At 69.8% G+C, this 24,447-nt stretch carries 30 protein-coding genes; 8 read left to right on the top strand and 22 right to left on the bottom strand.

All coding sequences use genetic code 11. The annotated features are described in order from the left end of the window. Positions 1 to 2: 2 nt before the first annotated feature. The gene (purT, locus tag RN607_RS00885) at positions 3 to 1,205 is read right to left on the bottom strand and encodes a formate-dependent phosphoribosylglycinamide formyltransferase (RefSeq protein WP_313543703.1); all 1,203 of its coding nucleotides are present in this window, start codon (positions 1,203 to 1,205) and stop codon (positions 3 to 5) included. Positions 1,206 to 1,276: 71 nt separating this feature from the next. Here purT and RN607_RS00880 point away from each other — a divergent pair, with 71 nt between their 5' ends. Beyond that, positions 1,277 to 1,990, top strand: coding sequence for a VTT domain-containing protein (locus RN607_RS00880; RefSeq protein WP_313543701.1), 714 nt, complete (start codon positions 1,277 to 1,279; stop codon positions 1,988 to 1,990). Between the two features lie 112 nt (positions 1,991 to 2,102). Here RN607_RS00880 and RN607_RS00875 read toward each other — a convergent pair whose 3' ends face one another. The 5 genes from RN607_RS00875 to RN607_RS00855 all read right to left on the bottom strand — a co-directional run bounded on the left by RN607_RS00875 (position 2,103) and on the right by RN607_RS00855 (position 6,043). Further along, positions 2,103 to 2,495 carry an SHOCT domain-containing protein gene (locus RN607_RS00875; RefSeq protein ID WP_313498771.1) on the bottom strand — a complete coding sequence of 131 codons (393 nt, stop codon included), beginning with the start codon at positions 2,493 to 2,495 and terminating at the stop codon, positions 2,103 to 2,105. 185 nt (positions 2,496 to 2,680) lie between these two features. Beyond that, a complete protein-coding gene (locus RN607_RS00870) occupies positions 2,681 to 3,256 on the bottom strand; it encodes a LemA family protein (protein ID WP_313543700.1) in 576 nt (191 codons plus the stop codon). A gap of 69 nt (positions 3,257 to 3,325) precedes the next feature. Then, positions 3,326 to 4,360, bottom strand: a complete 1,035-nt coding sequence (locus RN607_RS00865) for a hypothetical protein (RefSeq protein WP_313543698.1) — start codon at positions 4,358 to 4,360, stop codon at positions 3,326 to 3,328. A 105-nt stretch (positions 4,361 to 4,465) separates the two neighbouring features. Then, positions 4,466 to 5,032, bottom strand: coding sequence for an orotate phosphoribosyltransferase (pyrE, locus tag RN607_RS00860; RefSeq protein ID WP_313498762.1), 567 nt, complete (start codon positions 5,030 to 5,032; stop codon positions 4,466 to 4,468). 249 nt (positions 5,033 to 5,281) lie between these two features. Beyond that, positions 5,282 to 6,043: an SDR family NAD(P)-dependent oxidoreductase gene (locus tag RN607_RS00855; RefSeq protein ID WP_313498759.1), complete on the bottom strand. Its 762-nt coding sequence runs from the start codon at positions 6,041 to 6,043 to the stop codon at positions 5,282 to 5,284. Between the two features lie 59 nt (positions 6,044 to 6,102). Here RN607_RS00855 and RN607_RS00850 point away from each other — a divergent pair, with 59 nt between their 5' ends. Then, entirely contained in the window at positions 6,103 to 6,888 is a 786-nt protein-coding gene (locus tag RN607_RS00850; protein WP_313543695.1) for an exodeoxyribonuclease III, read from the top strand. Between the two features lie 10 nt (positions 6,889 to 6,898). On the opposite strand, the gene RN607_RS00845 is transcribed toward RN607_RS00850, so the two are convergent. Further along, positions 6,899 to 7,306 carry a variant leucine-rich repeat-containing protein gene (locus RN607_RS00845; RefSeq protein WP_313498755.1) on the bottom strand — a complete coding sequence of 136 codons (408 nt, stop codon included), beginning with the start codon at positions 7,304 to 7,306 and terminating at the stop codon, positions 6,899 to 6,901. Between the two features lie 312 nt (positions 7,307 to 7,618). Between RN607_RS00845 and RN607_RS00840 the strand changes: the two genes are divergently transcribed. Genes RN607_RS00840 through RN607_RS00830 form a run of 3 tightly spaced genes read left to right on the top strand, consistent with a single transcriptional unit; the run spans position 7,619 to position 10,538 of the window. Further along, positions 7,619 to 8,257, top strand: a complete 639-nt coding sequence (locus RN607_RS00840; protein ID WP_313498752.1) for a LuxR C-terminal-related transcriptional regulator — start codon at positions 7,619 to 7,621, stop codon at positions 8,255 to 8,257. Next, positions 8,254 to 9,459 (top strand): sensor histidine kinase, encoded by a 1,206-nt coding sequence (locus tag RN607_RS00835; protein WP_313543693.1) that lies wholly within the window; start codon positions 8,254 to 8,256, stop codon positions 9,457 to 9,459. The genes RN607_RS00840 and RN607_RS00835 overlap by 4 nt, the downstream gene beginning before the upstream one ends. Then, positions 9,456 to 10,538, top strand: a complete 1,083-nt coding sequence (locus tag RN607_RS00830; protein WP_313543691.1) for a DUF8320 family protein — start codon at positions 9,456 to 9,458, stop codon at positions 10,536 to 10,538. The genes RN607_RS00835 and RN607_RS00830 overlap by 4 nt, the downstream gene beginning before the upstream one ends. Here RN607_RS00830 and ribB read toward each other — a convergent pair. The 7 genes from ribB to RN607_RS00795 form a co-directional block, all read right to left on the bottom strand. After that, a complete protein-coding gene (ribB, locus tag RN607_RS00825; RefSeq protein WP_313543689.1) occupies positions 10,532 to 11,170 on the bottom strand; it encodes a 3,4-dihydroxy-2-butanone-4-phosphate synthase in 639 nt (212 codons plus the stop codon). The two genes, RN607_RS00830 and ribB, sit on opposite strands and share 7 nt — an antisense overlap. Beyond that, on the bottom strand, positions 11,167 to 12,156 hold the full coding sequence (locus RN607_RS00820; protein WP_313543687.1) for a sugar-binding transcriptional regulator: 990 nt from the start codon (positions 12,154 to 12,156) through the stop codon (positions 11,167 to 11,169). The genes ribB and RN607_RS00820 overlap by 4 nt, the downstream gene beginning before the upstream one ends. Before the next feature lie 125 nt (positions 12,157 to 12,281). Beyond that, on the bottom strand, positions 12,282 to 13,226 hold the full coding sequence (locus RN607_RS00815) for a transketolase family protein (protein ID WP_313543685.1): 945 nt from the start codon (positions 13,224 to 13,226) through the stop codon (positions 12,282 to 12,284). Beyond that, positions 13,223 to 14,140 carry a transketolase gene (locus RN607_RS00810; RefSeq protein ID WP_313543683.1) on the bottom strand — a complete coding sequence of 306 codons (918 nt, stop codon included), beginning with the start codon at positions 14,138 to 14,140 and terminating at the stop codon, positions 13,223 to 13,225. Before RN607_RS00810 ends, RN607_RS00815 begins: the two co-directional genes overlap by 4 nt. Next, complete coding sequence (locus tag RN607_RS00805) at positions 14,137 to 15,132, bottom strand: sugar phosphate isomerase/epimerase family protein (protein ID WP_313543680.1); 996 nt, start codon at positions 15,130 to 15,132, stop codon at positions 14,137 to 14,139. The genes RN607_RS00810 and RN607_RS00805 overlap by 4 nt, the downstream gene beginning before the upstream one ends. Positions 15,133 to 15,192: 60 nt before the next feature. Continuing rightward, positions 15,193 to 16,608 (bottom strand): FGGY-family carbohydrate kinase, encoded by a 1,416-nt coding sequence (locus RN607_RS00800; protein WP_313543678.1) that lies wholly within the window; start codon positions 16,606 to 16,608, stop codon positions 15,193 to 15,195. Between the two features lie 54 nt (positions 16,609 to 16,662). After that, a complete protein-coding gene (locus RN607_RS00795; RefSeq protein ID WP_313543677.1) occupies positions 16,663 to 17,748 on the bottom strand; it encodes a nucleoside hydrolase in 1,086 nt (361 codons plus the stop codon). Between the two features lie 391 nt (positions 17,749 to 18,139). Here RN607_RS00795 and RN607_RS00790 point away from each other — a divergent pair, with 391 nt between their 5' ends. Both RN607_RS00790 and RN607_RS00785 read left to right on the top strand, forming a co-directional pair. Further along, on the top strand, positions 18,140 to 18,478 hold the full coding sequence (locus RN607_RS00790; RefSeq protein ID WP_313543675.1) for a hypothetical protein: 339 nt from the start codon (positions 18,140 to 18,142) through the stop codon (positions 18,476 to 18,478). A gap of 66 nt (positions 18,479 to 18,544) precedes the next feature. Next, positions 18,545 to 19,396, top strand: coding sequence for a tyrosine-type recombinase/integrase (locus RN607_RS00785; protein ID WP_313543673.1), 852 nt, complete (start codon positions 18,545 to 18,547; stop codon positions 19,394 to 19,396). 64 nt (positions 19,397 to 19,460) lie between these two features. On the opposite strand, the gene RN607_RS00780 is transcribed toward RN607_RS00785, so the two are convergent. After that, on the bottom strand, positions 19,461 to 19,838 hold the full coding sequence (locus tag RN607_RS00780) for a PH domain-containing protein (protein WP_313543671.1): 378 nt from the start codon (positions 19,836 to 19,838) through the stop codon (positions 19,461 to 19,463). 206 nt (positions 19,839 to 20,044) lie between these two features. Between RN607_RS00780 and RN607_RS00775 the strand changes: the two genes are divergently transcribed. Then, complete coding sequence (locus RN607_RS00775) at positions 20,045 to 20,464, top strand: hypothetical protein (protein ID WP_313543669.1); 420 nt, start codon at positions 20,045 to 20,047, stop codon at positions 20,462 to 20,464. Here the strand turns inward: RN607_RS00775 and RN607_RS00770 are convergent. From RN607_RS00770 to RN607_RS00740, 7 genes are all read right to left on the bottom strand, one after another. Then, positions 20,461 to 20,682 carry a hypothetical protein gene (locus RN607_RS00770; protein ID WP_313543667.1) on the bottom strand — a complete coding sequence of 74 codons (222 nt, stop codon included), beginning with the start codon at positions 20,680 to 20,682 and terminating at the stop codon, positions 20,461 to 20,463. The two genes, RN607_RS00775 and RN607_RS00770, sit on opposite strands and share 4 nt — an antisense overlap. 206 nt (positions 20,683 to 20,888) lie before the next feature. Then, positions 20,889 to 21,497 (bottom strand): hypothetical protein, encoded by a 609-nt coding sequence (locus RN607_RS00765; protein ID WP_313543664.1) that lies wholly within the window; start codon positions 21,495 to 21,497, stop codon positions 20,889 to 20,891. Positions 21,498 to 21,531: 34 nt separating this feature from the next. Continuing rightward, the gene (locus RN607_RS00760; protein WP_313543662.1) at positions 21,532 to 22,161 is read right to left on the bottom strand and encodes a Panacea domain-containing protein; all 630 of its coding nucleotides are present in this window, start codon (positions 22,159 to 22,161) and stop codon (positions 21,532 to 21,534) included. Positions 22,162 to 22,442: 281 nt separating this feature from the next. After that, on the bottom strand, positions 22,443 to 22,850 hold the full coding sequence (locus RN607_RS00755; protein WP_313543661.1) for a hypothetical protein: 408 nt from the start codon (positions 22,848 to 22,850) through the stop codon (positions 22,443 to 22,445). A 14-nt stretch (positions 22,851 to 22,864) separates the two neighbouring features. Then, entirely contained in the window at positions 22,865 to 23,719 is an 855-nt protein-coding gene (locus tag RN607_RS00750) for a D-alanyl-D-alanine carboxypeptidase family protein (protein WP_313543659.1), read from the bottom strand. Then, positions 23,716 to 24,168 (bottom strand): hypothetical protein, encoded by a 453-nt coding sequence (locus RN607_RS00745; RefSeq protein WP_313543657.1) that lies wholly within the window; start codon positions 24,166 to 24,168, stop codon positions 23,716 to 23,718. The genes RN607_RS00750 and RN607_RS00745 overlap by 4 nt, the downstream gene beginning before the upstream one ends. Before the next feature lie 73 nt (positions 24,169 to 24,241). Further along, a complete protein-coding gene (locus RN607_RS00740; RefSeq protein WP_313543655.1) occupies positions 24,242 to 24,439 on the bottom strand; it encodes a hypothetical protein in 198 nt (65 codons plus the stop codon). Positions 24,440 to 24,447: the final 8 nt, after the last annotated feature.

The raw sequence follows: 24,447 nt of genomic DNA, 5'->3' as shown, positions 1-24,447 counted from the left end.
CGTCAGCCCTCGACGAGCTCCACCTTGAGCGCGGCCGCAGCCGCACGCGCGCGCAGGCGGGCGTGGGCGGCATCCTCGCCCTGAGCGACGGTCACCGCCACCCGCCGGCGCAAGTCCACGCGCGGCTTGCCGAACAGGCGAAGGTCGGCACCCGCCACCGCGAGCGCCTTGTCCACGCCGGTGAACACCGGAACGCCGCTGCCCTCCGCCAGCACCGCGCACGAGGCCGACGGAGCGCGCAGCGGCTGCTCGCCCACCGGGATCCCCAGCACCGCACGCACGTGGAGCGCGAACTCGGACAGGTCCTGGGACACGAGCGTCACGAGACCCGTGTCGTGCGGCCGGGGCGACACCTCGGAGAACAGCACCTCGTCGCCCCGCACGAACAGCTCGACCCCGAACACGCCCCAGCCTCCGAGCGACTCCGTCACGGAGCCTGCGATCCGCTGCGCCTGCGCGAGCGCCTCGTCCGTCATCCGCTGCGGCTGCCAGGACTCGCGGTAGTCGCCGTCCACCTGCACATGCCCCACCGGCGCGAGGAACGTGGTGCCGCCGCTGTGGCGGACCGTGAGCAGCGTGATCTCGTAGTCGAACTGCACGAAGCCCTCGACGATCAGGCGCTCGCCGCCGGCACGGCCGCCCTCGATCGCGTAGGCCCAGGCCGCGTCGACATCCCCAGGGGCCTTGATGACGGACTGGCCCTTGCCGGACGACGACATCACGGGCTTCACGACGCAGGGAAGACCCAGCCGCTCGACCGCCGCGATGAGGTCCGCCCGCGACTCGACGAACTCGTAGGGCGACGTCGGCAGGCCCAGCTCCTCGGCCGCCAGCCTGCGGATGCCCTCCCGATCCATGGTCAGACGCGTCGCACGGGCGGTCGGGACGACGCGCGCCAGGCCCTCCGCCTCGACGTCCAGCAGCACCTCGGTCGCGATCGCCTCGATCTCAGGGATCACCAGGTGCGGCCGCTCCTCGACGATGACGGCTCGTAGGGCTACCGGGTCCAGCATGTCCACCACATGGCTGCGGTGCGCCACGTGCATGGCGGGCGCGCCGTCGTAACGGTCCACGGCGATCACCTCGACGCCAAGGCGCGTCAGCTCGATCGCCACCTCCTTGCCCAGCTCCCCGGCGCCCAGCAGCATGGCCCGGGTCGCGGTGGAGGTGAGCGGGGTTCCCAGGCGCACTGTCGCATCGGTCATGGCCCCATGGTGCCAGCGCCTGGCGGCCCCCGCCGACCTCGTGCCCGCCGGTGCCGCGTACCCTTGACCCCGTGAACCCGATCACCTCGATGCTCCTCGACTCCTCCGTCCACGCCCTGGGCCCGGACTGGATGGACCCCGACACGCTCATCAACGGCTTCATCGAGCGCTGGGGCACGTGGGCCCTGGCGGGCATCTGCCTCATCATCGTCATCGAGACCGGACTCCTCTTCCCCTTCCTGCCGGGCGACTCGCTGCTCTTCACCGCGGGCCTGTTCACCGGCACCGGGCAGATCCAGCTGCCCATCTGGGCCGTCGCGGCGATCCTGGGCTTCGCCGCGTTCATCGGCCCGCAGTCCGGCTACTGGATCGGCCGCCTGTCCGGCCCCAAGATCTTCAACCGCCCGGACTCGCGGTTCTTCAAGAAGGCCTACGTCGACCGCACGCATGCGTTCTTCGAGCAGTACGGCGGGCGTGCGATCGTGCTCGCACAGTTCGTCCCGTTCGTCCGCACCTACATCCCTGTGGCTGCGGGGGTGGGCAGGATGCCTTACCTGCGCTTCGTGAGGTTCAACGTCATCGGCGCGCTCGTCTGGGGCGTGGGCGTGACCCTGCTCGGGTTCTGGCTGGGCCAGTTCGCGATCGTGAAGGACAACATCGAGATCGCGCTGATGCTCGTGGTGCTGGTCTCCGTGCTGCCGATCCTCTTCGAGGCTGTCAAGCATCAGCTCGAGGCACGGCGCGCGGCGCCGGCGGTGGAGTCGCGCGAGACCCTCGAGGACTGAGCCTTCACCTCCTCACACGACACGATCCCCGCAACTCCCTGAGTCTCAGGGTGTTGCGGGGATCGCTAGCGCCCGCCCGCTGCGGGACCGGCCTTCGGCGTTCGCGGTGCGACTACGCGAGCGCCTTCGCCTTCAGCGCCTCGTACTCCTCGGCGGTGATGGTGCCGGCGTCGAGCAGATCCTTGGCCGCCTTGATCTCGGCTGCGGGACCGGTCGCCTCGGTCACGAGGCCCTTCGTGTACTCGACCTGCGCGGCGCGCACCTGCTGCGCCGCCTCGAGGTCGCGCTGGGACATCGACCTGCCGCGCGCGATCACGTAGACCAGAGCGCCGAGCACCGGCAGGACGATCACGAAGAGCGCCCACAGGAACTTGGAGAAGCCCCCGAGGTCCTTGTCGCGGAAGATGTCCACGATGATGCGGAACACCAGGAAGATGAACGCGACCCAGACCATGATCCACAGCGTGAACAGCAGGATCGAGACGAAGTTGTGCAGGAAGTCCATGAGATACCCCCTCGTAGGAGACGTGCGCGGGCGCATTCGGCCCGCGTCGTTCTCAACCTAGCGCGTGCCGTGCACGGATGCGACGCGCTGCGCGGCGACGATCCGGTGAACAGCCGCGCCGCCGTCCCCGACCCACGCGACCCACGGTCTTTCGCGTCGTGGTCCTCGCACGTCCTGCGCCACGCTCAGAACTGGACGCCAGGCACCTGGCGCGCGGCCTCGACCGTCTCGAAGTACTCGGATCGCGTGAAGCTGAACATGCCGGCGAGCACGTTGGTCGGGAACGTCTCGATCCTCGTGTTGAGCGTGCGGACGTTCGCGTTGTAGAACCGACGCCCGGCAGCCACACGGTCCTCGGTGTTGGTGAGCTCCTGCTGCAGCTGGAGGAAGCTCTGGTTGGCCTTGAGGTCCGGGTACGCCTCTGCGACGGCGAACAGTCGACCGAGCGCCTGGGTCAGCACGTTCTCCTGCTGCGCCTGCTCCGCGGGGCTGGACCCTGGGGCTGCCGCGACCGCGCGCGCCTCGGTGACCTCGTCGAGGGTGCTGCGCTCATGCGTCGCATAGCCCTTGACGGTCTCGACCAGGTTGGGGATGAGGTCATGACGCCGCTGGAGCTCGACGTCGATCTGACGCCACGACTCCTGCACCAGGTTGCGCAGCCTCACGAGGCCGTTGTACTGGGCCACCGCCCAGATCACGACGATGACGACGAGCGCCAGGATGATCAGAAGCGCGATGCTGATGCCTGCCGTGGGACCCATGGTTCCCCCTCCGTGTGATTCCTGTGGTGATGGTAGCGGTGGATGTGGCGCACGGTGCCGGGAACCGCCTCAGCGGCGCCAGCCGATGCGGAAGATGTCGAAGTCCTCGTCGCCGCTCGGGAGGCCCCTCCAGCCCTCGCCCGTGGCGGGCGGTCCCGGCTCGATGCCTGTCCAGCGTCCGGAGGTGAGCGCGCCGGGCGTGGTCGCCCAGTCCGGGGCGGTCGGCGGGATCGGACGGTCGTCGCCCCGTCCGAGCCCCGCCTCGAGGTGCTCACGCACCACGTGCGCGGGGATCCGACGCGCCACGGACGTGAGGAGCGAGAGCCGCCGCGCGAGGTCGTCGGTGCCACGCCGCCCCGGGCTCCACATCAGGAGCGCCCCTCCGTCGATGCGGAGCGCGACGCCTTCCACGTCCGGCTGGGTGAGACGGTCGATCATCCGCGGATCGAGCAGCGAATGCGCGTAGCGAGGGTCGTGGGCCACCACCCGCCAACGCCGGTTGAACTCGTACGACTCGACGTCCACGTCCGAGCCGCCGAACAGCTTGAGCGTTCGCGCGCCGATGCCTTCAGGGACCAGGTCGATGCGAGGCAGGTCCACCGGGAGCTCCACGAGCGTCACCTGGAACTCCTCGACGCGCGAGCCACGCGTGCCGCTCGACAGCATCGCCGAGCCGAGCCTCGCGTCCCCGAAGGCGGCCCAGCCGAGCGCTGCGCCCGAGGCCGACGTGCGGTTGCCGTCGATCTCGTACACGTGGGTGTAGGTGGCGCAGGTGGCGCCCGAGAACGACCCTCGGAGCACGTCCTCCTGACGGCGCCGCAGGCCCGACTCGAAGGGCGGTCCGGAGAAGCGGCCCGAGTAGCTGGTGGTGCGCGGCTCGAACTCCCAGCCGTAGGAGACCGCGAACGTGGCGAGCGCCTCGCGGTGACGGCCGCGCCGCACCACCTGCAGGATCGACCAGGCAGCGGCGGCGAGGCCTGCGACGATGCCGATCGTCATGAGCAGCTCGGCTCCGGTGCCGAAGCCGATCACGATCAGCGCGACCGACACGGCGGCGACCGTGACGGCCGCGGAGCCGAGCCGCGATGCCAGGTTCCAGGTCATGCGGCCACCCTAGCCAGCGCGACGCGCCCGGTCATCGGCGGAGCGGACGATCCGCGGCGGCCGGCCTCGGACCGCGAGGACGACGAGAGTCGGCCGGAAGGACGATCAGGCGAGACCCAGGTCGTCCAGCCCGTAGAGGTAGAGGTACGGAAGGCCCTCAGCCTCGATCGTCTCCTTGGCGCCCGTGTCACGGTCGACGATGACGGCGACCGCCACGACGTGGGCGCCCGCCTCGCGCAGCGCCTCGACCGCGGTGAGCACCGAGCCGCCCGTCGTGGAGGTGTCCTCGACCGCCACGACCCTGCGGCCGGCCACGTCAGGGCCCTCGATGCGGCGCTGCAGGCCGTGGGCCTTGGACTCCTTGCGGACCACGAACGAGTCGAGGTCCAGGCCGCGGGAGGCGGCCGCGTGCATGAGCGCCGTCGCCACCGGGTCGGCGCCCAGCGTCAGGCCGCCCACGGCGTCGACGTCGGCAGGACCGAAGCCCGCCTCCTCGAGCGCGTCGAGCAGCACGTGACCCACAAGCGGGGCCGCACGGTGGTGAAGGGTGATGCGACGCAGGTCGACGTAGTAGTCGGCCTCCTTGCCGGAGGCGAGGGTCACGCGGCCGCGGACGACGGCCAGCTCGGAGATGAGGTCGCGGAGCTGCTCGCGAGGGGTGCCGGAGGTCATGGGGCAAGACTACCGACGGTTCGCCCGCGCCTCGCAGGGGTCACACCGCGCCGCGCAGGGGTCACACCGCGCCGCGCAGGCTGCGTCGTCCCTCCGAGGCCGCGACAGTTCGAACCAATCTCACTCCGACACGCGGACTCTCGCCCGACGATCGGACCCATCACCGGTGTGTCGCGCCTCGGATTGGTTCAAAGTGTCACAGCACGGGGACGACGCGGGGGTCGCCTCGGGCCAGTCAGGGCGGGCGGCTCAGGCCCGCTGGCTGCGTCGTCCCCTCGTGAGGCGAGCGGGCAGCAGGCGCAGTCCCGCGCCCGCCAACCCGTACAGCGCCGAAGGGGTGACGACCGTCTGGCCTCGGCGCACCGCCGCCAAGGCGCTGGTGACGACCTGCTCGGGCGTCAGCCACAGCGCCTCAGGGAACTCGTCGCGCATGTGCACCAGCTCGTCGGAGCTGTGGAAGTCGGTCGCGACCAGGCCCGGGAGCACCGCGGTCGCGGTCACGCCGGTCCCCGCGAGCTGGCCCGACATCGCCTGGGTGAACTCCACGACCCAGCGCTTGTGCGCGGCGTACGTCGAGTTGCCCAGGTGCGCGGCGATCGACGCGACGTTGAGCACCGCGCCATGCCCGCGCGCCACCATGCCAGGAAGGGCCGCATGCGACAGCCGCATCGGCGCGGTGACGAGCACATCGAGAAGGCGCTTCTCCTCCTCCCACGTGCTGTCCAGGAAGCCCTTGCCCAGACCGAAGCCCGCGTTGTTGACGAGCAGGCTCACCGGCGACGCCGGGTCGGCCACCCGCGTCGCCACCCTCTCCAGGCCCTCAGGATCCGCGAGGTCCGCCACGAGGACCTCGGCGCCCTGGCCCGTCGCCGATGCCACGACGTCGGCGATCTCACTCAGGCGGTCGCGCGAGCGCGCCACGAGGACCACGTCATGGCCCGCCGTGGCCAGCTGCCACGCGAACTCCTCGCCCAGGCCAGCGGAGGCCCCCGTCACCAGTGCAGTCGCCATGGCCCCAGGCTACGCGGGCCGCGCCGCCGAACGTCCACCCGCCGGGTACCGTGGTCGCCATGCGCCTCGCCACCTGGAACGTGAACTCCGTCCGCGCCCGTGAGGAGCGGATCCTCGACTGGCTCCGCAGCTCCGACACGGACGTGCTCGCGATGCAGGAGATCAAGTGCAAGCCGGAACAGTTCCCGCTCGCCGGGTTCGAGGCGCTCGGCTACGAGGTGGCCGTGCACGGCCTCAACCAGTGGAACGGCGTCGCGATCGCGTCCCGCGTGGGCCTTGACGACGTGCGGACGTCGTTCCCCGACCAGCCGTCGTTCGGGAAGCCCGGCCAGGAGCCCGTGCTCGAGGCGCGCGCGCTCGGCGCCGTCGCCGGAGGCGTGAGGGTGTGGAGCCTCTACGTGCCCAACGGGCGCGGCCTGGACGACCCCCACTACGCCTACAAGCTGGACTTCCTCGCACGGCTGCGGGACGCGTCGGCCGGGTGGAGCGACGAGCCGACGGCGCTCGTGGGCGACTTCAATGTGGCACCGCTTCCCACCGACATCTGGTCGGAGGAGGACTCGGAGGCTCGGACGCACGTGACCCCCGAGGCGCGGGCCGCGTTCGCCGCGCTCGCCGACCACGGCTACGAGGAGCTGTCCCGACGCTTCCTCCCGCAGGAGCGCACCTACACCTTCTGGGACTACAAGCAGCTGAGGTTCCCCAAGGGCGAGGGCATGCGGATCGACTTCATCTACGCGTCAGAGCCGCTCGCAGCACGCGCGAAGGACGTGACCATCGTGCGCGACGAGCGCAAGGGCAAGGGCGCGTCCGACCACGTCCCCGTGGTGCTGGACATCGACTGACGCCGGCCGCTCAGTGGGCGGCGCGCGCACCGATCGCGCGCTGCACTGCGGGATCGCCCAGCGCGGCGAGCCACTCGAGGAGGCTTGCAGGCGTCGACGGGTTCGCCGCGACGACCGGACGCAGCGTCGGCTGCGCGTAGGCGATCTCCGCGAGCTGCTCCGGGCTCGCCTCAGGGTCCGAGGCGAGGACCTCGCCGGTGCCGATCGTCGTCGTGAAGGTCTGCGACGACTCAGAGCCGTCCACCTGGGCGCCCATGGCATCGAAGCCGTCGCGACGTCGTCCGGTCCCCCCGACCAGAGCGTCACGGATCAGCACTGCGATGACCATGAGCGGCACCAAGGGCAGCACCCACAGCAACGGCGGGTAGCTCGCGTTCTCGATGGTCGACAGAGCGGCAGCGGCCCCGATGAACACCACAGCGCCGATGGCAAACGCGCGGCGTGAGGTCGGGGTCAGTTCTACTCTGGGCAGACCCGAGGACGCGACGATCGCGGCAAACAGAACCCCCGTGATGACAAGAACGAATTCCTCCGCCGACCAGTGCATCACTTCTCCTTGCCGAGACCAGGCCCGCCTCTCGGCGAGCTTGGTTCGAGCGTGCCACCCGGTGCCTGGACACGAAAGCCCCCACTTATGGGGGCACCGCCGACGAGTTCGCCAGGACGCTGACCTGAGGCCACGCTCCGTTTCAGTAGAGTGAGCGCAGAGAACTCTCCTTGGGGGTGCAGGATGCCGGTCCGGACCATCGCGCTCGTGGAGGACCACGCGCTCATCACGATCGGCTTCAGAGACCTGGTGGCCTCCGCGGACGACCTCGCGCTCGCCGGCATGGTCGAGACCGTCGACGGCCTGGCGACGCTCGAAGGCCCGCTCGACCTGGTGGTGCTCGACCTGCGGCTCGCCGACGAGTCGCTGCCCGCGGACAACGTCGCCGCCATCCACGCCCGGGGCGCGCACGTGCTCATCTACACCGGAGCGGAGGACCGCCGCCTCATCCAGTCGGCCGCCCGCTCCGGTGCGCTCGGACTCATCCGCAAGTCCGCCGAGCCCCACGTGCTGCTCGACGCCATCCGCACCGCCGCAGACGGCCGCGAGGTGTTCAGCACCGACTGGGCTGCAGCGATCGACGCCGACGCAGGGCTCACGGACGCCAAGCTGTCCCGCCGCGAGCAGGAGATCCTCGGTCTCTACGCGTCCGGCGAGACCGCCACCACCGTCGCGCACCGCACCGGCCTGTCGCGAGACACCGTCGCCGACTACGTCAGCCGCATCCGCCGCAAGTACGCCGAGGCCGGCCGGCCCGCGCTCTCGCGCGTGGACCTCTACAAGCGGGCGGTCGAGGACGGCTACCTCGGGACGCGCGAATGACCACCGCCGCGACGCTCGCCCCCCACCGCGTCGACCCCGACCACCCAGGTCCCGCCGCCGAGCGGATGCTCCGCAACGTGTACCTCTCCTGCGGGCTCGGCGGGCTGGTGTTCGCCGGCCTCCTCATGCCCGTGGCGCTCGGCCAGCTGCACGAGCTGAACCCGATCTTCGGACTCGCCACCATCGCGGTAGGGCTCGTGGCGCCCATCAGCCTCGCGCTCCTCGCGACCTGGGCGCCCATCCGCGTGATGCGGCGCCTCGCGGGCACGATCGTGATCGTCTTCGCGCTGATGCACGTGACCTTCCCGCTCTTCCTCAGCGGAGGCCCCGGCACCCTCTCAGGGGCGCCCTGGGTGCAGGGCATCAACGCGCTCCACGCGGTCATCGCCACCGTCGTCTGGCAGAGCGGATGGGTCTGGCTCTACGGCATCGCGCAGGCGCCCGTCGTATACCTCACCCAGATCGCCGCCGGCACCAGCGTGAACCCGCGCCCTTTCCAGGACGCGATCGGCGGGATGCTCTACTCGCTCATCCTCATGGGGGTGTCGCTCGCGGTCATGCGCGCCGCCCACCGCGTCGACGCCGTCGCCCAGTCGGCGCGGCTCGAGGCGTCCGCGCAGGCCAGCGCGAGCACCCGCGAGCGCGAGCAGACCCGCATCAACGCGATCGTCCACGACGACATCATGTCGGTGCTCTACGCGGCCGCCTCGCCCACCGCCCCCGAGGGTCTCGAGGCGCGAGCCACCGAAGCGCTCGCGGAGATCGAGGCTCTCGCGGACGACGACCAGTCCCGCCGCGCCTACCCGCCCGCCGGGCTGGTCGCGATGCTCCGAGCCACAGCGCTCGACGTCTGCCACGACACCGACCTGCGCGCCGAGTGGACCGGCGAGGATCCCATCCCTTCCGACGTCGCGTCCTCCGTCTCAGAGGCGCTGGCGGAGGCGCTCCGCAACAGCATCAGGCACGCGGGCCCGATCGACTCCGTGCGCAGGAGCGTCACCGTCGCGGCCCGCCCCGATGCGGTCACCGTGGTCTGCGCCGACGACGGCACCGGCTTCGACCGCAGCGAGATCTCCGATCGCAGGCTCGGGATCCGGGTCAGCATCATCGAGCGCATGCGCAGCCTGGACGGCGGCTCGGCCGACGTGACCAGCGGCGTGGGGCGCGGCACCACCGTCACGCTCGAGTGGAGGCGGCCATGAGCGCCGAGCAGTCCGCGGCGACCGAGCCCGTCGCAGCCGCCGAGCCGTCCAGGATCGCCACCGACGGCGCGAACCTGCTCGCGCTCGACTCGACCGTCGCTCAGGCCCTGCTGGGCGTGTTCGCGCTCACGAACGTCGCGTTCGTGGTCCTCACCGCCGATCGTGTGGTCAACCCGTGGATCTCGCTGATGGCGGTGCTGCTCGTGCTGGTCGCGGCATCCCTGATCGTCCAAGGCGGGCCGGATCCGTTCCCCTTGCGGGAGAGCTGGTTCGTGATCGGCGCCGTGGTGCTGTCCACCGTGATGGTGTCGTGGAACCTTCCCACGACCGGGGACGTGGGCCGCGCCGCCTGGCACCACGGGGCGGATGCGTGGCTCCTGTTCTTCCTCGCGATCCGTCGCCGCACCGGGCTCGCGTGGGTGGGCTTCGGCCTCATGGCCGCCGTCACAGCCGTCTGGGGTGCGACCACGGATCGAGGAGCGCTGGAGGCCGCGCTGATGCTGAAGACGCATCTGGGGACGCTGGTGGTCGCCTCGCTGTTCGGAGCCGGGCTGCGCCGGGCGGCACGTGACATCAACCTGTTCGCCGAGCTCGCCGAGCGCGCGGCGGCGTCCTCAGCCGAGGCCGACGCTCGTCGTGAGATCCGTCGGCGGCGCGTCGCGGAGCTCGTGGCGACCGCGACCGGCCCGCTGCGGCGCATCGCGGCGGGCGGCCCCTACGACGAGCACGACCGCACGGAGTTCCTCGCGGCGGAGGCGGCGCTGCGGGACTCGGTCCGAGCCCGCGGGCTCACGATGCCGGCCATCGTCGCCGCGACCTCGGCCGCGCGCCGCCGCGGGGTGGACGTGACACTGCTCGACGACCGCGGAGCGGCGATCATGGACGGCGAGGTGATGACCCGTCTGTCACGCGAGGTCACCGACGTGCTCGACGCTGCGACGGACGGCTCCGTGACCGTACGGCTGCTCCCGGCCGGCAGGTGGGCGCTCGTCACGATCGTCGCGCAGTCCAGCTCGCACGGCAGCCGGGTCGAGCTGGACGAGGCCGGCCTGCGCGTGGAGAGCGACGTCGCTCAGTAGGCGCTCGACACCTGCGGAGGCGCGATGGCTCCCGACGTGAGCGCGTCGATCATCTCGTCGATCGACACCTGCACCAGTCCGTGCTCCTGGCAGAAGGCACGGAGGCTCTCGCCGCGGAGCATCTCGCCGTCATCGCCGGCGATCTCGCAGATGACGCCCACCGGGGGCAGCCCGGCCAGCCTGGCGAGGTCGATCGCGGCCTCGGTGTGACCGGGTCGCGCGACGACGCCGCCGACATCGGCGATGAGGGGGAACATGTGTCCTGGACGGACCAGGTCCCCCGCTGTCGCGCCGGGATCGCACAGGACCGCGACCGCCCGTGAACGGTCGGAGGCGGAGATCCCGGTGGTCGCGCCGGAGGCGGCGTCGACGGACACCGTGAACGCGGTGCGCAGCAGCTCCGTGTTGCGCTCGACCATCAAGGGGAGGTCGAGCCGTGCGGCGCGGTCGGGGAGCATGGGCGCGCAGATGAGCCCGCGGCATTCGCGCATCATGAACGCGATGATCTCTGCGGTCGCGTGCACGCCGGCGACGATCAGGTCTCCCTCGTCCTCGCGGTCGGGGTGATCGGTGACCACCACGGGCCGTCCGAGCGCGAACTCGCGGACGGCGGCTTCCACGGCAGAGGTCACTCGTCCTCCTCGACGAGCGCGCGAGCGGTGTCGACATCGGTGATCAGCACGTTGACCCACTGGCCGCGGAGCGCGCCTCGCAGGGCCGCGGTCTTGCGGACGCCGCCGGCGATGCCGACGCGACGAGGGATGGCCCGCAGCACGTCCGGCCCGATCCCGATGACTCGCTGGTCGAGATCGGAGTGGACCAACTGGCCGTCGGCGTCGAAGAACCGCTGGCAGACGTCGCCCACGGCACCGAGCTCGCGCAGCTGATGCTGGTCGGCCTCCGGCAACGCGTTGCCGGAGCGCTGGAGGAGGGGCGACGGCTCGAGCGCACCGATCCCCACGAGCACCACCGTCAGGTCGTTCCACTGCTCGGCGATGCGTGACACGGCCTCGTCTGCCATGAGCGTCTCACGCGCGGCGACGGATCCGACGAGGCCCGGCGCGGGGAGGAAGTGCGGCTCGGCTCCGAGCGACACCGCGAGCTGCGTGAGCAGGCGGTTCGCCTCCACCTGCACCTGCGACTGCCCGACGCCGCCCACGAGCTGGACCACGGAGGACGCGACGGACGAGTTGAAGGGGCGGAGCATGTCCACCATGGCGAGGAGGGTGGCGCTCCATGAGGAGATGCCGATCGAGTCGCCCCCGATGAGGGTGGTCTCGAGGTACGCGGCGGCGGCCGAGGCGATGGGCCGGACCTCGTCGTAGCTGGCGGCGGCGTCGACGACGACGGCCTCCGCGAGCCCGTACCGCTCCTCGAGGGCAGTCTCCAGGCCGGTGAAGACGCCGACGGGCTCGGACACCGTGGTCCGCACGATGCCCACCTCGCCCGCACGCTTCAGCAGGCGCGAGACGCGAGGCTGCGACACGTGCAGCTCGGAGGCGATGTCCGCCTGCCTCATCCCCTGCTCGTGGTACATCCGGGCGATGCGGACCATGAGCCGGGTGTGCTCGTCGACGGTGACGGCCTGAGCGCCCTGCAGGGTGCGTGGGAGAGGCATGCGACATGCTCCTTGCGGCATGGATGAACTTTCGAGGCTGCCATTCTATTCGACTCCGGCGAGGACGCATCGGCCCGTCGGTCCCGGAGAGGAGGGACCGACGGGCCGATGTCCAGGTCGCGAGCTCAGGAGGAGACGAGCTCGGCGGCCGAGGCCGCGATGGCTTGAGGGGACATGCCGAAGTGATCGAGCAGCCACTCGGCCGTGCCCGTCGGAGCGAAGGTCGTGACACCGAGTCGACGGACGCGGGTCGGGTGTCGCTCGGAGACGAGCTCCGCGACAGCGCCACCGAGACCGCTGGTGAGCGCCTCCTCGACCGTCACGATGCCCTTGGTCTGCGCCGCGGCCGCGAGGATCGCCTCGTGGTCGATCGGGTTCAGGGTCGGCATGTTGAGGACCCTGGCTGAGACGCCCTGGGAGGCCAGCAGATCGGCAGCCTCGAGCGCTCGCCCCACGACCGTGCCGCAGGCCACCAGCGTGACGTCGGAGCCGTCGCGGAGGGTGACGGCCTTGCCGGGGGCGAACTCGTACCCGGCCGGGCTCACGTCGGGCACGCCCATGCGGGACACGCGGATGAACACCGGCCCGTCGTGCTGCGCGGCCCAGCGGACGGCCTGCCTGGTCTCCTCCGGGTCGGCGGGGACGATCACGGTGAGGCCGGGCAGGATGCGCAGCCACGCGAGGTCCTCGATCGAGTGATGGGTCGGGCCGAGCTCGCCGTACGCCATGCCCGGGCTCTGACCCACGAGCACCATGTGGTGCTGGGAGTACGCGGCGTCGACCTTGACCTGCTCCATCGCACGCGCGGTGAGGAAGCAGGAGGCGGCCGAGACGAACGGGATCTTGCCGCCGTTCGCCAGTCCCGCGCCGACGCCGACCATGTCCTGCTCGGCGATGCCGACGTTGACCAGGCGCTCAGGGAACGCGCTCTGGAACGGAGCGAGCTTGCTGGAGCCCACGGAGTCGTTCACGACGGCGACGATGCGGGGGTCCGCCTCGCCGAGCTCGACCAGGGTCTCGACCCACGCGTCGCGGCAGTCGTGCAGCTTCTTCTCGACAGTGGCGGTCATGACTGCTCCAGCTCCTCGATCGCCTGGGCCACCTGCTCAGGGGTGGGCACCTTGTGGTGCCAGGCGACGTTGTTCGACATGAACGAGATCGGGTTGCCCTTCACGGTGTGCGCGATGATCGCGGTCGGCTTGCCCGAGGCTGCCGGCACTTGTGCGAACGCGTCCATGAGCGCGCCGTGATCGTGGCCCGTCAGCTCGACGACCTCCATGCCGAAGGCGCGGAGCTTGTCCGGCAGCGGCTCGAGGTCGTTCGTGTCCTCGACCTTCGCGCCCTGCTGAAGGCGGTTGCGGTCGACGATGACGCAGAGGTTCGCCAGGCCGTGGTTGCCCGCGGTCATCATGGCCTCCCAGTTGGAGCCCTCCTGCAGCTCCCCGTCTCCCGTCACCACGAACGTGCGGCGCGCCGAGCCGTCGATCTTGCCGGCGATCGCGGTGCCGACGGCGATCGGGAGCCCGTGCCCGAGAGGTCCGGTGCTGGCCTCGACGGCGGCGATCTTGGTGCGCGCCGGGTGACCGTTGAGCTGGGACAGCGGCTGCATGAACGTGCTCAGGTCGTCAGGGTCGATGAACCCGGCGGCGGCGAGCGTCGTGTACAGCGCCGCCGCAGCGTGGCCCTTCGACAGGATGAAGCGGTCGCGCTCGGGGTCGCCGAGCAGCTCCGGCCCCATGCGCAGCGAGTGCAGGTACAGCGTCACGAGGATGTCGATGACGGAGTACTCGCCTCCGATGTGTCCCAGCCCGGCGGCCGAGACCATCTGGATGTCGCGCTTGCGCACGGCGCGGGCGGCGTCCCGCAGGAACGCGATCGCCTCCTCGCGCGGCGCACCCTCGGGCACCCGGCCGATGACGCTGAACACGTCCTTGGGCACGTCCTCGACATGGACCTCGGGGACCAGGTCCTCCTCGACTGTCATGCGTCTTCGCTCCTCAGGCAGCTGAAGAGGACGTCCTGCACGAGCTTCTGCGCGCCCAGGGCGTCCTGGCGGGCCTGCGCCTCACGCAGGGCTTCGATGTCGAGCTCGTCGAGAGCCCGGTGGAGTCCCTTGAGGAACCGGATCGAGAGGTTGGCCGCCTCGACGGTGTCCTCACGGAACGGGAACTGGTCGAGCTGCCAGACGCCCTCCCATTTGTTGATCTTGAGGGTGTAGAAGAACTCGAAGACCTCGACAGGGTGCACGGTTCCGACGACCATGTCGTCGTCCCAGCCACGCAGGTTGTCGTTCACGTCCATGCCCCACAGCAGGCCATGGTCGATCAGCAGCTGCGCGGAGGCCGCGGGCGATTCGCCGCCGTAGAGCGCGTGGCCGAAGTCGAGCAGCACGCCGACGTTGTCGACGCCCATGGCCTTGATGCCCAGGATCGTCTTGGCGGCGGAGTCCCAGAACATCTTGTTGCGGGGCTCGCGCGGCTTGTACTCGATCACCATCTTGATGTCAGGGTTCGCGAGCGCGAGCTCACGGAGCCCGTCGACGGCGAGCTTCCACTCGTCGCCGTGGTTGACCTGGAACGGGTAGTCCCAGCCGTCCTGCCCCGGCCACAGCTTGAGGTAGTTCGCACCCAGCTCGCGCACCACGTCGGCGGCCTCGTTGAGGAAGGCCTGCACGTCCGCCCGGACAGCAGCGTCGGGGTTCGTGAACGCGCCCTTGGAGTACTTGCGCATGTAGATCTCGGGCGTGACGCCGATCGCCTCGAGCCCGTGGGCGGCGAGCGCCTCCTTGACCTGCGCGACGGTGACGCCCTCGGTGAAGGGGTAGGGCACGTCGACCACGGAGAGGTCCTCGACCTGCCCGGCGCGCTCGATCTGCTCGAGCGTGGACACGGCGGGCGCGTAGCCGTCGGTGGCGTAGCGGTCGACGTAGCTGGCGAAGTGCCACAGGCCGGCACCGAACTTCGGGAGTTCAGACATATCTATTCACCTTCGATTCTTCTTGCATTCACTATAGCCCGACTCGCCGCCGTTGGCGAGTCACGCCTTGGATCGATCGAGAGCGGCGCGCCAGCGCGCACGCGCAGCCTCGCGCTCCTGAGCGCTGTACGAGGGACGATGCGTCCGCGACGCCGCGGCGGCCGGCAGAGCGATGCCGCGCTGGGCGAACGCGACCGCCGCCACGCCCCTGAGCGCCACGTCCGCCTCGCCCACCACGACCACCTCGCAGCCGAGCGCGTCCGCCTGCGTCTGCATGAGCAGCTCCGAGGCCGTGGCGCCACCGTCCGCCCGCACGGCCTCGAGCGCCTCGCCCTCGGCGAGCATCGCCTCAGCGACATCCGCCACCTGATGCGCGACCGCGTCGAACGCCGCGCGCGCCACCTGCGCAGGACCCGACCCGGCGCCGAGCCCGGTCAGCGTCCCGACCGCCGTCGGATCCCAGTGCGGCGCCCCCAGACCACCGAACGCAGGCACGAGCACCACGCCGTCCGCATCGTCCACCGTGGCCGCGAGCGCGCCGAGGCTGCGAGCATCAGCGACACCCAGCAGCCTGGCCGTCCAGTCCAGCGCGGAGCCGGAGTAGCGGATGTTGCCCTCGAGGGCGTACACCGGGCGGTCGTCGAGCCATGCGAGGGTGGTCGCCACGCCCGGCCGACGACGCAGCTGCGCACCCGTGCCCTGCATCACCGAGGAGCCGGTGCCGTACGTGGCCTTCACCACGCCCGGCTCGCCGCCACCGTGGCCGCGCAGCGCGGCGTGCGAGTCGGCCATCAACGCAAGGATCGGGATCCCCGCAGGCAGCCCGTCGCACGCCGTGCTGCCCAGATCGCCGTTCGACGCGACGATCTCGGGCAGCGCCTCCCGTGGGATGCCGAAGACTCCCAGGAGCTCCGGGTGCCAGTCGAGCGTCGCAAGGTCCATCAGCAGCGTCCGGGACGCGTTGCCCGCCTCGCTCACATGACGGGAGCCGCCGGTCAGGCACCACACGAGCCACGAGTCGACGGTGCCGACCACCGTGCCGTCAGGAGCCTGCTCGAGCAGCCACGCCATCTTCGGAGCGCTGAACATCGGGTCCAGCGGGAGACCCGTGAGGTCGAGCACCCTGTCGCCGTGCACCTGCGCGAGCGCCGCGCAGCGGTCCGCCGTCCTCGTGTCCTGCCAGCTGAGCACCGGTCCGGCAGGCGTGCCCGTCACGGGATCCCAGGCGACGACCGACTCCCGCTGGTTGCTGATCGCGAGCCCGATCACCTCGTCGGCCGGGACCTGTGCGAGGACGCGCGCCAGCACCTCGACCGACGCCTCCCGGATCTCGAGGGCGTCCTGCTCCGTCCATCCCGGAGCGGTGTTGCGGATCCCCAACCCGCGTGAGGCATGCGCGAGGACCCGCCCGTCGCCGTCGATCGCGACCGCCTTCGCGTTCGTGGTTCCCTCGTCCAGGGCGATCACGATGCTCACAGCGTCATCTCCCCCAGCTCGCGCGCGATGCGGATCGCGCGTCCGTCTCCATGGTCACTCCTGCAGCCCTGCGGGCGGCTCGGCGGGCGCTGCAGCCTCGAGCCTTCCGTCCTGCCACGCGTGCAGCTCGGCGAGCTTCGCCTTCAGGTCCTCGAAGGCGAGCCGCGAGTCGATGTCTGTGTAGACCCGCATGGGGCGGCCCTCCGGATCCGGCACGTAGAGCCCGTCCGCGTCGAGGTCCGGGGTGGGCCGGATCACGTAGTTGCTGGAGGCGGGATCCGGCTCGAACGCCGTCTGCAAGGCTGTGAGAAGGACGAGCGGCTGGTCGCCGAGGTCGTACGTCTCGCCGATGCTCATGCCGAAGGTCGCGACCATCCTGCCCACCTCGGCGAGCTCTCCGTAGAGGTAGGACCCCACGGCGCCCAGGGGCCGCACCCCGACGCGGAGCTCTGCGAGCGAGATGAGGGCGTAGCGGTAGGCCGCTCTCGTCACCTGCCAGATCGGGATCCGCGTGTCACCGAAGACGCATCGCGCCGACTCCGTGTCGATGCTCAGGTTGTACTCCGCAGCAGGGCCGCCGGGAGTCGCGAGGCCGAGGTCAGGGTACTCGGCACCTCCGATCCAGATGAGCGTCATGCGGTCGGCGATGGCGGGCTCCAGCAGGAGCGCGGACGCGAGGTCGGTGAGGCCGCCGCCCGCGCAGTAGTAGAGAGGGCGCGGGTCGTCGCGCAGCGCCTCGGCGATGATCGCCCGCGCGGCGGGGGTGTCCTGCGGCGTCCGGCGGTCGACCATCGCGTGCTCCGCGCCTGCGATGACGAGGTCGTCCGCACCGTCGATGCCCATGCGGGCGAGGACGTCGCGGACGACGAGCACGCCGTGCGCCGCCTGCTGCTCGCTCGGGTCCCACGGTTCGTCGACGTGCAGGTGCGAGGAGATGATGAGCGGGATGTGGACGCTCGGCGACAGCAGGTGATGCACCAGCTGGTAGAGGTCGTCGGGGTCGCCCATGAAGTCGTTGTCGATGATCACGCGTGCACGGCTCGAGCGCTCCGCCTCGGTGAGCCACGGCGCGTGGCCGATGGTCCACCGACGGTCGGCAGCGATCCTGTGGTCGGCGTCGGTCGCCGGCATCCTCGTCATCATTGACTCCTGAATATCGATTCAGTCGCGAATGGCTCGCGCTCAGGCCTAGTCAAGCGCGTAGGCGAGCAGGTGTCAAACGACCTCAGGCGCGAGTCGATCGCTCGCAGCGACAGATCCCCGGAGCGAGGCGGTGCCGCGCGACGGGCATCTCACGAGAGCTCTCCGGGCCGGCTTCCCGCGAGACGTGCAGCCGGTGCGCGGGAACGACGAAGGCCGGGCCCCTCGCGGGATCCCGGCCTTCACCTTCAGCGCGCCCGGAGGGATTCGAACCCCCAACCTTCTGGTTGGAGGCCAGTCGTGCTCAGCAACCCGCAGGAGTTGTGCACGGACTGCCCTCTAAGAAGGCTCGAGTGAGCGGTGTGCGCCAGCTGCACGGGAAGCCTGCAGCATGAGTACCCTCGACTGGCGCGCCCGGCTGAGCGCTGCCGATTGGTCGCTCCTGTCGGACATTGACCTGATTGCGAGAAGCGCGACGCGGGAGCAAGTCGATAACGTGACCGACCTCCTCATGCAGTGGGCGCTCACGTCGCCCGAGCGGCGCGGCTACAGCGACGAGGAGGCGTTCTACGCCATGCGCGCGATCGATGCCGCCGCGCGCGCGCGCCGCCGCGAGCTCGACGACAAGCTCGACTGCGCTCTCATCGCACACCGCTGGTACATGGACCGCGAGCGCATAGGGGCGGGCGCTGGGCCACGCCGAGCGTCGCATATGGACCTGTTTGCCTAGAAACGCCTGGTAGCCATGCCCCCCAAGGTAGCCGGTGACCCTTCACGAAGGCTGTACGTTCTCGTCATGGACAGCGCACAGAGGGGCGCTTGGTCCGATGCGATCGCTGACTGGGGTGTCTACATGCGCGCATCTGGCTACGCGGAGACGACGATCTACACACGCACCGATCACGTGAAGCGCGTGGCACGCGGCCTCAAGATCGACGACCCATGGGCCGTAACGCTCGAACTGCTCATCGCCTGGACGGGCAGCCAGGAATGGGCGATCGAGACCCGCCGCTCCGTGCGCGCCAGCCTCATCGGCTTCTACGACTGGGCCGTCCTCGCCGGTCACATCGAGCACTCGCCAGCCGTGAGCCTTCCCAAGATCAAGGCGCGACCTGCCACCCCACGACCATGCCCCACCGACCAGATCCGCGCCGCGCTCGAGCGCGCACCCGAACGCACGCGCCTGATGCTGCGCTGCGCCTTCGAAGCCGGCATGCGTCGCGCCGAGATCTCCCAGATCCACACGAGCGACCTCACCCGCGGCGAGAGCGGCTCAAGCCTGCTCGTACACGGCAAGGGCGCGAAGCTACGCGACATCCCTCTCAACGACTCCCTCGCCGTCGCCCTACGAGCCGCATGCCTCGCCGGTGGCGGCTGGGCCTTCCCCGGAGACGACCACGGCCACCTCTCCGCCCAGTACGTCGGCAAGCTCATGGCCCGCGCCCTGCCCGCCCACTGGACAGCCCACACACTGCGTCACGCATTCGGCAGCGACCTCCTCGCCGGCGGAACCGACCTGCGCACCATCCAGGTACTGCTCGGCCACTCCTCCGTCGCCACCACCCAGACCTACACCAAGGTCCCCGACGCCGCACCCCGCGCCGCCGTCAACGCCCTACGCGCCCGACACCTCGGCGGCGCCGCATGACGCACGCGAGCGCCTCAGATCGAAGCCTCTGACCCGTGCCTGAGCCGAGTCCTGCGCCGGTGTCCTAGTGAGTCGAGAGCACAGCCCACGCGATCAGCTGATCCAGACGGCGCACGTCGATGCCCTTGAGCAACTTCACCTTGATGTAGCCGGCCCTCGTCCAGAGCGCGATCTCCCCATCCCGATCGAGGATGCCACCAGCGTTCTCCGATGACCACATGTGGATGTCGCGGTATGGCAGCGAGTAGATCTCGACCTTCTTGCCTGTGAAGCCCTGCGCATCCCGAACGATCAGTCGCTTGGTGGTGAAGACCGCAGCATCGCGGAAAGTCGAGAACGCGGCAACCGCCTCCTCACCCTCAACGAGCTGGCTCGACACGTCATCCGGAATCGGAATCTCATTGCGCAACGTCCACGCCAAGATGTTCGAGGTCTCTACCATGATCACGCCCCTCTCGCACGCCACCCACGGACGTGCCGTTCAGACGCTACTCCCACCCACTGAACCTCGCCGCTACATACGCTCGAACCCCCACGTGCGGCCGCGATGTCGTATCCCGCGCCGCCGTCAACGCCCTGCGCGCCCGACACCTCGGCGGCGCCGCCCAACCCTGGCCGCGAGCGCGGTGGCGCGCTATCGTGCCAGGTATGGGGTTCAAGGATGCGGTGCGGCGGTCGAAGGAGAACGCGGCCTTTCAGGCGTCGTTCGAGGGGTACCGGATCATGAACGGCGTCCTGGTGCCGCGCTTGACGAGCGGGAATCTTACGGTTCCCGTCGGCGGATGCACGGCCGACTTCGACTCTGGTGAGTCGAACCAGCGGACCACCGGCACGCGGGTCATCACCGGCGCGATCCTCGCCGGGCCCGTCGGTGCGATCGTTGGCGGGATGTTCAAGAAGGAGAAGGGCAAGGTCTACGTCACCATCATCACCGCGGACGGCGACGCGATGATCGTGGCTGCAGACCGCAAGGACGCCCCGAAGGCTCGGGCGTTCGCTGCGAAAGTGAACAAGGCTGGCGCCTGGTACGCCGAGCATGCGTTCGACGACGGCTCGTTCTCCGGCTAGAGCATCGCGACTCGTCCCGAGCTCATTCGTGCAGCCGCGACGGTGAACAGCTGCGGGATCGTGTCCGCCGGCTCCGAGATCCATGCACCGCGGCGCATGCGGAGGCGATCGCCGTCCCGCACGATCCAGCCGACGAGCTCGCCGCTCGCACGGTGCACGACCGCCTGACGGCCGGCAATAGCGTCGACACCGAACTCGAACTGGGGACCGTCGCGCATGCGGTGAGGATGCCACGGAGGTGCGACGTGGCGTCGCCGCGCAGGTCCCTGGGCGGCTAGGGTGTGTCATGCGCGCATCGACCCCTCGCGCGCACATGCTGCCGGGCGCTGCACCCCCTCGCGCGCCCGGCAGTCCCGGGAATTCTCAGGCGGCTGCGATGTCTCAGCAGAAGTCGCTGAGTTCCTGTTCAGGCACGATCTGCCCGCTAGCGTGCTCGAACTTTGGGTTTGACCCCAGCCACACGAGCTCCGCGCACTCTGCCGATCCACTCCCAGGGATACAGGACGGTGATCTCCGAACTGAGATCAGCCGTCCGGAACCCCTGGTCGCGAGTGATGATGTACTTCTGATACCAGGGTGTGTCGCTGTGGCCGGCGGTTCGCGCGGTCTGCATCACACACCCGTCCTCATGGTCGAGCGGTGGGTTCTTGAACGGAATTGACACGTCCCCTACGGAGCCGCCCGCGGTCGACTCCACAAGGGAGTCGACCATCTCGACGAGATACTTCTCCGCATCGCCAAGACTCCAGCCATACCCCGTGCGACCGTTCGCTGCGCCTTCGACTGGCCGCGCAAGCCGGTCATACACGAGGTCATCGATGTGGTTGCTGGTCCACACTTCAATGCGCTCGTCCGCAACGAACCTGCCTGAGAGAGTCGTCGCGATAGCCCTCATGCTGTCGTAAGCACGATCGATAGGGTGCGGGATCGGGGTTCCGACTGTCGTTGCGTTGGCGCGATCGAAGTCCGCCCGCGTTGCAGGCGCACCTAGAATGACGGCGGTATCGATCCAGATGTTGGCGTCGAATACCACCAGGTGCGTTGTCGGGTGGGACGCTCGCCCCGCGCTACCCAACGCTCGTGGGCACGACTCGCCGCGGTCGACGCATGACGTCCGCGTGGCCAACTTCGAGAGTGGATACTACGTCGCGCGCATACGGATCATGCAGCGGCTCAGTGTCGTCAACATCAGGCGCGAAGTCGCCGCCGATCACCCCACCAGCCGCAATGTCCGCCGCGTACTGTCCACCAAGCGTGCAGGAACGTCGAGTGAACTCTGCCATGGACTGCGCCGCGATCTTGCTACGGCTACGCGCACCATCGGGCAGACCGTGACGCGCTACGAGCCACGGCTCTTCATTATGCGTGCGGCTCGAAAGCTTGCCGGCCGACTGGCTCGCGTACTCGGCCATGACCGCTCTGAGAAGCGCGGCCGCCTGGCCCGACACAGCCTCCGGGTCGCCATCCCACGAGGTGATGTCGTAGGTCGGCTTCGCCTTGGACGCCTGATACACGCTGTTGATAACAGGGCCGCCGCCCCATGCCTCAAACGTCTCATCGAACAACGGTCGATCGAACACGGCAAGATGCCACGACTGCGCGTAGTAGAGCAACTTCTGGAGCTTCATGCGGTCGACAGAGTGCTGGCTGCGCACAATGAACGCAGCAACGTCATCAACGCTCAATGCTTCAGCCATCGCCTCTCTCCTGTCGCTCGAAGTTCCGTAGGACGCAAACCGAGCGGGAGCAAGCTACCCCCGTAGCTGCATCCGAAGCCTACGTCCAACCGTCCCAGTCAACGCCCCCGGTGCACAGAATGTTGCACAACTGTGACGCTTCACACAACGCAACTGCCCTCTCAAGCATCGTAACGCTCTGGCACGGCGAAAGCGCCCCCACCCCGCGCCTAGCGGGGTGGGGGCGTTCGTGGTCCTGGCGCGCTCCCACGGAGCGGATCAGCGAAGGATGCGCCAGGAGGTCAGGTGGCGGCGGTCGGTGCCGGCGAGTCCGGCGTCAAGGTGATCACCGCGACGACAGCAGCGAGCGCGGTCAGGCCCATGGACAGGCCTTGCAGGATCGTGTCGCCGGCGGCTGCGGTGAACAGGCCGAGGCCGACGAGGGCAGGCATGGCGAGGCCCGCGGTGGAGTACAGGATCAGGCGGCCGGTGGTGATGAACCAGGATGCTGCCTGGGCGGGCGTGTAGTGGGCGATCTGGAGGATGCCAGCGCCCGCCTGGAGGACGATCGTGGTGAGGGTGAGGATGTGGTCGGCCTGGCCTGCGACGAGGGTGCCGGTCCACACCAGGAGCGGGACGAGCGCGGCGACGGCCGCGTAGATCTTCTGGCGCCTGGTCGCGGTGAACCAGGCGGTGAGCGTGGCGAGCATGCGGGGTGTTCTCCCTACTTGACGGTGAGGCTGGCGCCGGACAGGACCGACTTGAGGGCCGCCGTGACCTCGGCGGCGGTGAGCGGCTTCGCACTGGCGGGCAGCTGTGCAATGACCGCGGTGGCGAGCGCGTCGCTGTCGACGGCGTAGCCGGCGGCGGCCTGCGCGGCTGCGGCCTGGACGGCCTTGGAGCTGCGCACGCGCTCCTGCATCTTCTGGTGGCCCTCGACGAACCACGACGGGTGGTCGGTGGCGGCACGGCCGAGCGCCTTCTCGTACTCGGCGAGGGTGCGGGCGTCGGGGACGTGCTCCATGGCGTCGTCGGTGACGAGCCAGACCTTTCCTCCCGAGGTGTTGCGGATGAGCATCATGCTGGTGTCCTCCAGGGTGTCGTTGCGGTGCTTGTCGTTGGCGGTGATGCGGGTCCAGTGCCAGGACTCGCCGATCCGGGCGCCCTCGGTGTGGTCCCAGCCGTTGTCGGTCAGGACCGCCGCGGCCTTGTTCCACCGGTCCGATCCCTGGTCGCCGAGGTCCTGCCAGTCGACGGTGTCGCCCAGCCGGTGGTTCGACGTGCCGGGGGGCGCGACCGCGACCTTGCCCTTGCGGCGGTACCAGGTGCCGTGCCCGGCCCACGAGCGGGCGTCGGTCTTGCCCGACGCGTAGTGGAACAGCGGCTCCGTGGTGTCCTGCGTGTAGTTCGCGCGGAACAGGACCTCCTGCTCGGCGTCGGAGCGGAAGGCGTGGTTCGGGCTCGTGGTGCCCGGGGTGTCGATCCCCGCGGCGTTCAGGGCCCGCAGCGTCCGCTCGTAGCCGGCAGCATGCTCGGCGGCCAGACGCCCAGGTGTCGACAGGTCGACGAAGACGGTCACAGTGTCTCCTCAGTGGTGGTGGGCTTGGCGACGTTGCGTTCGATCGCGGTCAGGACGTCGAGCTCGCCGGCATGCCAGATCTCAGAAGCGGCGCGCAGGTCCGCGACTCCGCGCAGCGCCTTGCGTGCATCGCGAGCCGCCCCCTCGGCCGCCTCCCGCGCCTGCTGCACGTTCGCGTGCAGATCGCGCAGCACGAACTCGTTGAGCAGCCCCTCGACGGCCGTCATGCGGACCCCCATGTCCGGGATCGCAGGCCGCAAGATCTCGCCCGGCCTGTCAGGGTCGATGACTTCTGGTGACCCGTTGAGGATGTCGAGCGCGCGACCACCACGCTCCGCCCACGCGTGGAGGCGGCGCCCGGCTGGGATCAGCACCTTCCAGATCGCGAGCGTTGCCGCAGCGAGCGCGCCGGCGGCGAGCATGTAGTCATCGAGCATGGAAAGGATCACGGTGTCTCCTGAGCAGTTGACGTTGTGGGCACGGAGCACGACGCTTGACCGTGGGCAGGGGGATTCGTGGCCTCTATGGCAGCGACAGCACTGCGCGGATCGGGCCGGGAACGAAGTCGACCTGCTGCCACGTGGCGTTGTCCGCGAACGCGTACCACCATTGACGGTGCTCGTCGCAGTACGCCGCGATGTCGCCGTCGGCAGGCTGCGCGCGATCGGAGTCGAAGCAAGCGAGCGTGCAGTCGTCGAGCGCACCAGACACGTAACGCATGGTTGCCC

It is taken from the genome of Demequina capsici, from assembly GCF_032102965.1.
Classification (GTDB): domain Bacteria; phylum Actinomycetota; class Actinomycetes; order Actinomycetales; family Demequinaceae; genus Demequina; species Demequina capsici.
The sequence above is the reverse complement of the archived record's forward strand: the minus strand, read 5'-3'. Positions and strand labels throughout refer to the sequence as shown.

Excerpts from the sequence above, each read along its gene's own strand:
- purT (WP_313543703.1), bottom strand. The coding sequence starts at position 1,205 with ATGACCGATGCGACAGTGCGCCTGGGAACCCCGCTCACCTCCACCGCG.
- RN607_RS00875 (WP_313498771.1), bottom strand. The coding sequence starts at position 2,495 with ATGGACTTCCTGCACAACTTCGTCTCGATCCTGCTGTTCACGCTGTGG.
- RN607_RS00870 (WP_313543700.1), bottom strand. The coding sequence starts at position 3,256 with ATGGGTCCCACGGCAGGCATCAGCATCGCGCTTCTGATCATCCTGGCG.
- RN607_RS00865 (WP_313543698.1), bottom strand. The coding sequence starts at position 4,360 with ATGACCTGGAACCTGGCATCGCGGCTCGGCTCCGCGGCCGTCACGGTC.
- pyrE (WP_313498762.1), bottom strand. The coding sequence starts at position 5,032 with ATGACCTCCGGCACCCCTCGCGAGCAGCTCCGCGACCTCATCTCCGAG.
- RN607_RS00855 (WP_313498759.1), bottom strand. The coding sequence starts at position 6,043 with ATGGCGACTGCACTGGTGACGGGGGCCTCCGCTGGCCTGGGCGAGGAG.
- RN607_RS00850 (WP_313543695.1), top strand. The coding sequence starts at position 6,103 with ATGCGCCTCGCCACCTGGAACGTGAACTCCGTCCGCGCCCGTGAGGAG.
- RN607_RS00840 (WP_313498752.1), top strand. The coding sequence starts at position 7,619 with ATGCCGGTCCGGACCATCGCGCTCGTGGAGGACCACGCGCTCATCACG.
- RN607_RS00835 (WP_313543693.1), top strand. The coding sequence starts at position 8,254 with ATGACCACCGCCGCGACGCTCGCCCCCCACCGCGTCGACCCCGACCAC.
- RN607_RS00830 (WP_313543691.1), top strand. The coding sequence starts at position 9,456 with ATGAGCGCCGAGCAGTCCGCGGCGACCGAGCCCGTCGCAGCCGCCGAG.
- RN607_RS00820 (WP_313543687.1), bottom strand. The coding sequence starts at position 12,156 with ATGCCTCTCCCACGCACCCTGCAGGGCGCTCAGGCCGTCACCGTCGAC.
- RN607_RS00815 (WP_313543685.1), bottom strand. The coding sequence starts at position 13,226 with ATGACCGCCACTGTCGAGAAGAAGCTGCACGACTGCCGCGACGCGTGG.
- RN607_RS00810 (WP_313543683.1), bottom strand. The coding sequence starts at position 14,140 with ATGACAGTCGAGGAGGACCTGGTCCCCGAGGTCCATGTCGAGGACGTG.
- RN607_RS00805 (WP_313543680.1), bottom strand. The coding sequence starts at position 15,132 with ATGTCTGAACTCCCGAAGTTCGGTGCCGGCCTGTGGCACTTCGCCAGC.
- RN607_RS00795 (WP_313543677.1), bottom strand. The coding sequence starts at position 17,748 with ATGACGAGGATGCCGGCGACCGACGCCGACCACAGGATCGCTGCCGAC.
- RN607_RS00790 (WP_313543675.1), top strand. The coding sequence starts at position 18,140 with ATGAGTACCCTCGACTGGCGCGCCCGGCTGAGCGCTGCCGATTGGTCG.
- RN607_RS00785 (WP_313543673.1), top strand. The coding sequence starts at position 18,545 with ATGGACAGCGCACAGAGGGGCGCTTGGTCCGATGCGATCGCTGACTGG.
- RN607_RS00780 (WP_313543671.1), bottom strand. The coding sequence starts at position 19,838 with ATGGTAGAGACCTCGAACATCTTGGCGTGGACGTTGCGCAATGAGATT.
- RN607_RS00775 (WP_313543669.1), top strand. The coding sequence starts at position 20,045 with ATGGGGTTCAAGGATGCGGTGCGGCGGTCGAAGGAGAACGCGGCCTTT.
- RN607_RS00770 (WP_313543667.1), bottom strand. The coding sequence starts at position 20,682 with ATGCGCGACGGTCCCCAGTTCGAGTTCGGTGTCGACGCTATTGCCGGC.
- RN607_RS00760 (WP_313543662.1), bottom strand. The coding sequence starts at position 22,161 with ATGGCTGAAGCATTGAGCGTTGATGACGTTGCTGCGTTCATTGTGCGC.
- RN607_RS00755 (WP_313543661.1), bottom strand. The coding sequence starts at position 22,850 with ATGCTCGCCACGCTCACCGCCTGGTTCACCGCGACCAGGCGCCAGAAG.
- RN607_RS00740 (WP_313543655.1), bottom strand. The coding sequence starts at position 24,439 with ATGCGTTACGTGTCTGGTGCGCTCGACGACTGCACGCTCGCTTGCTTC.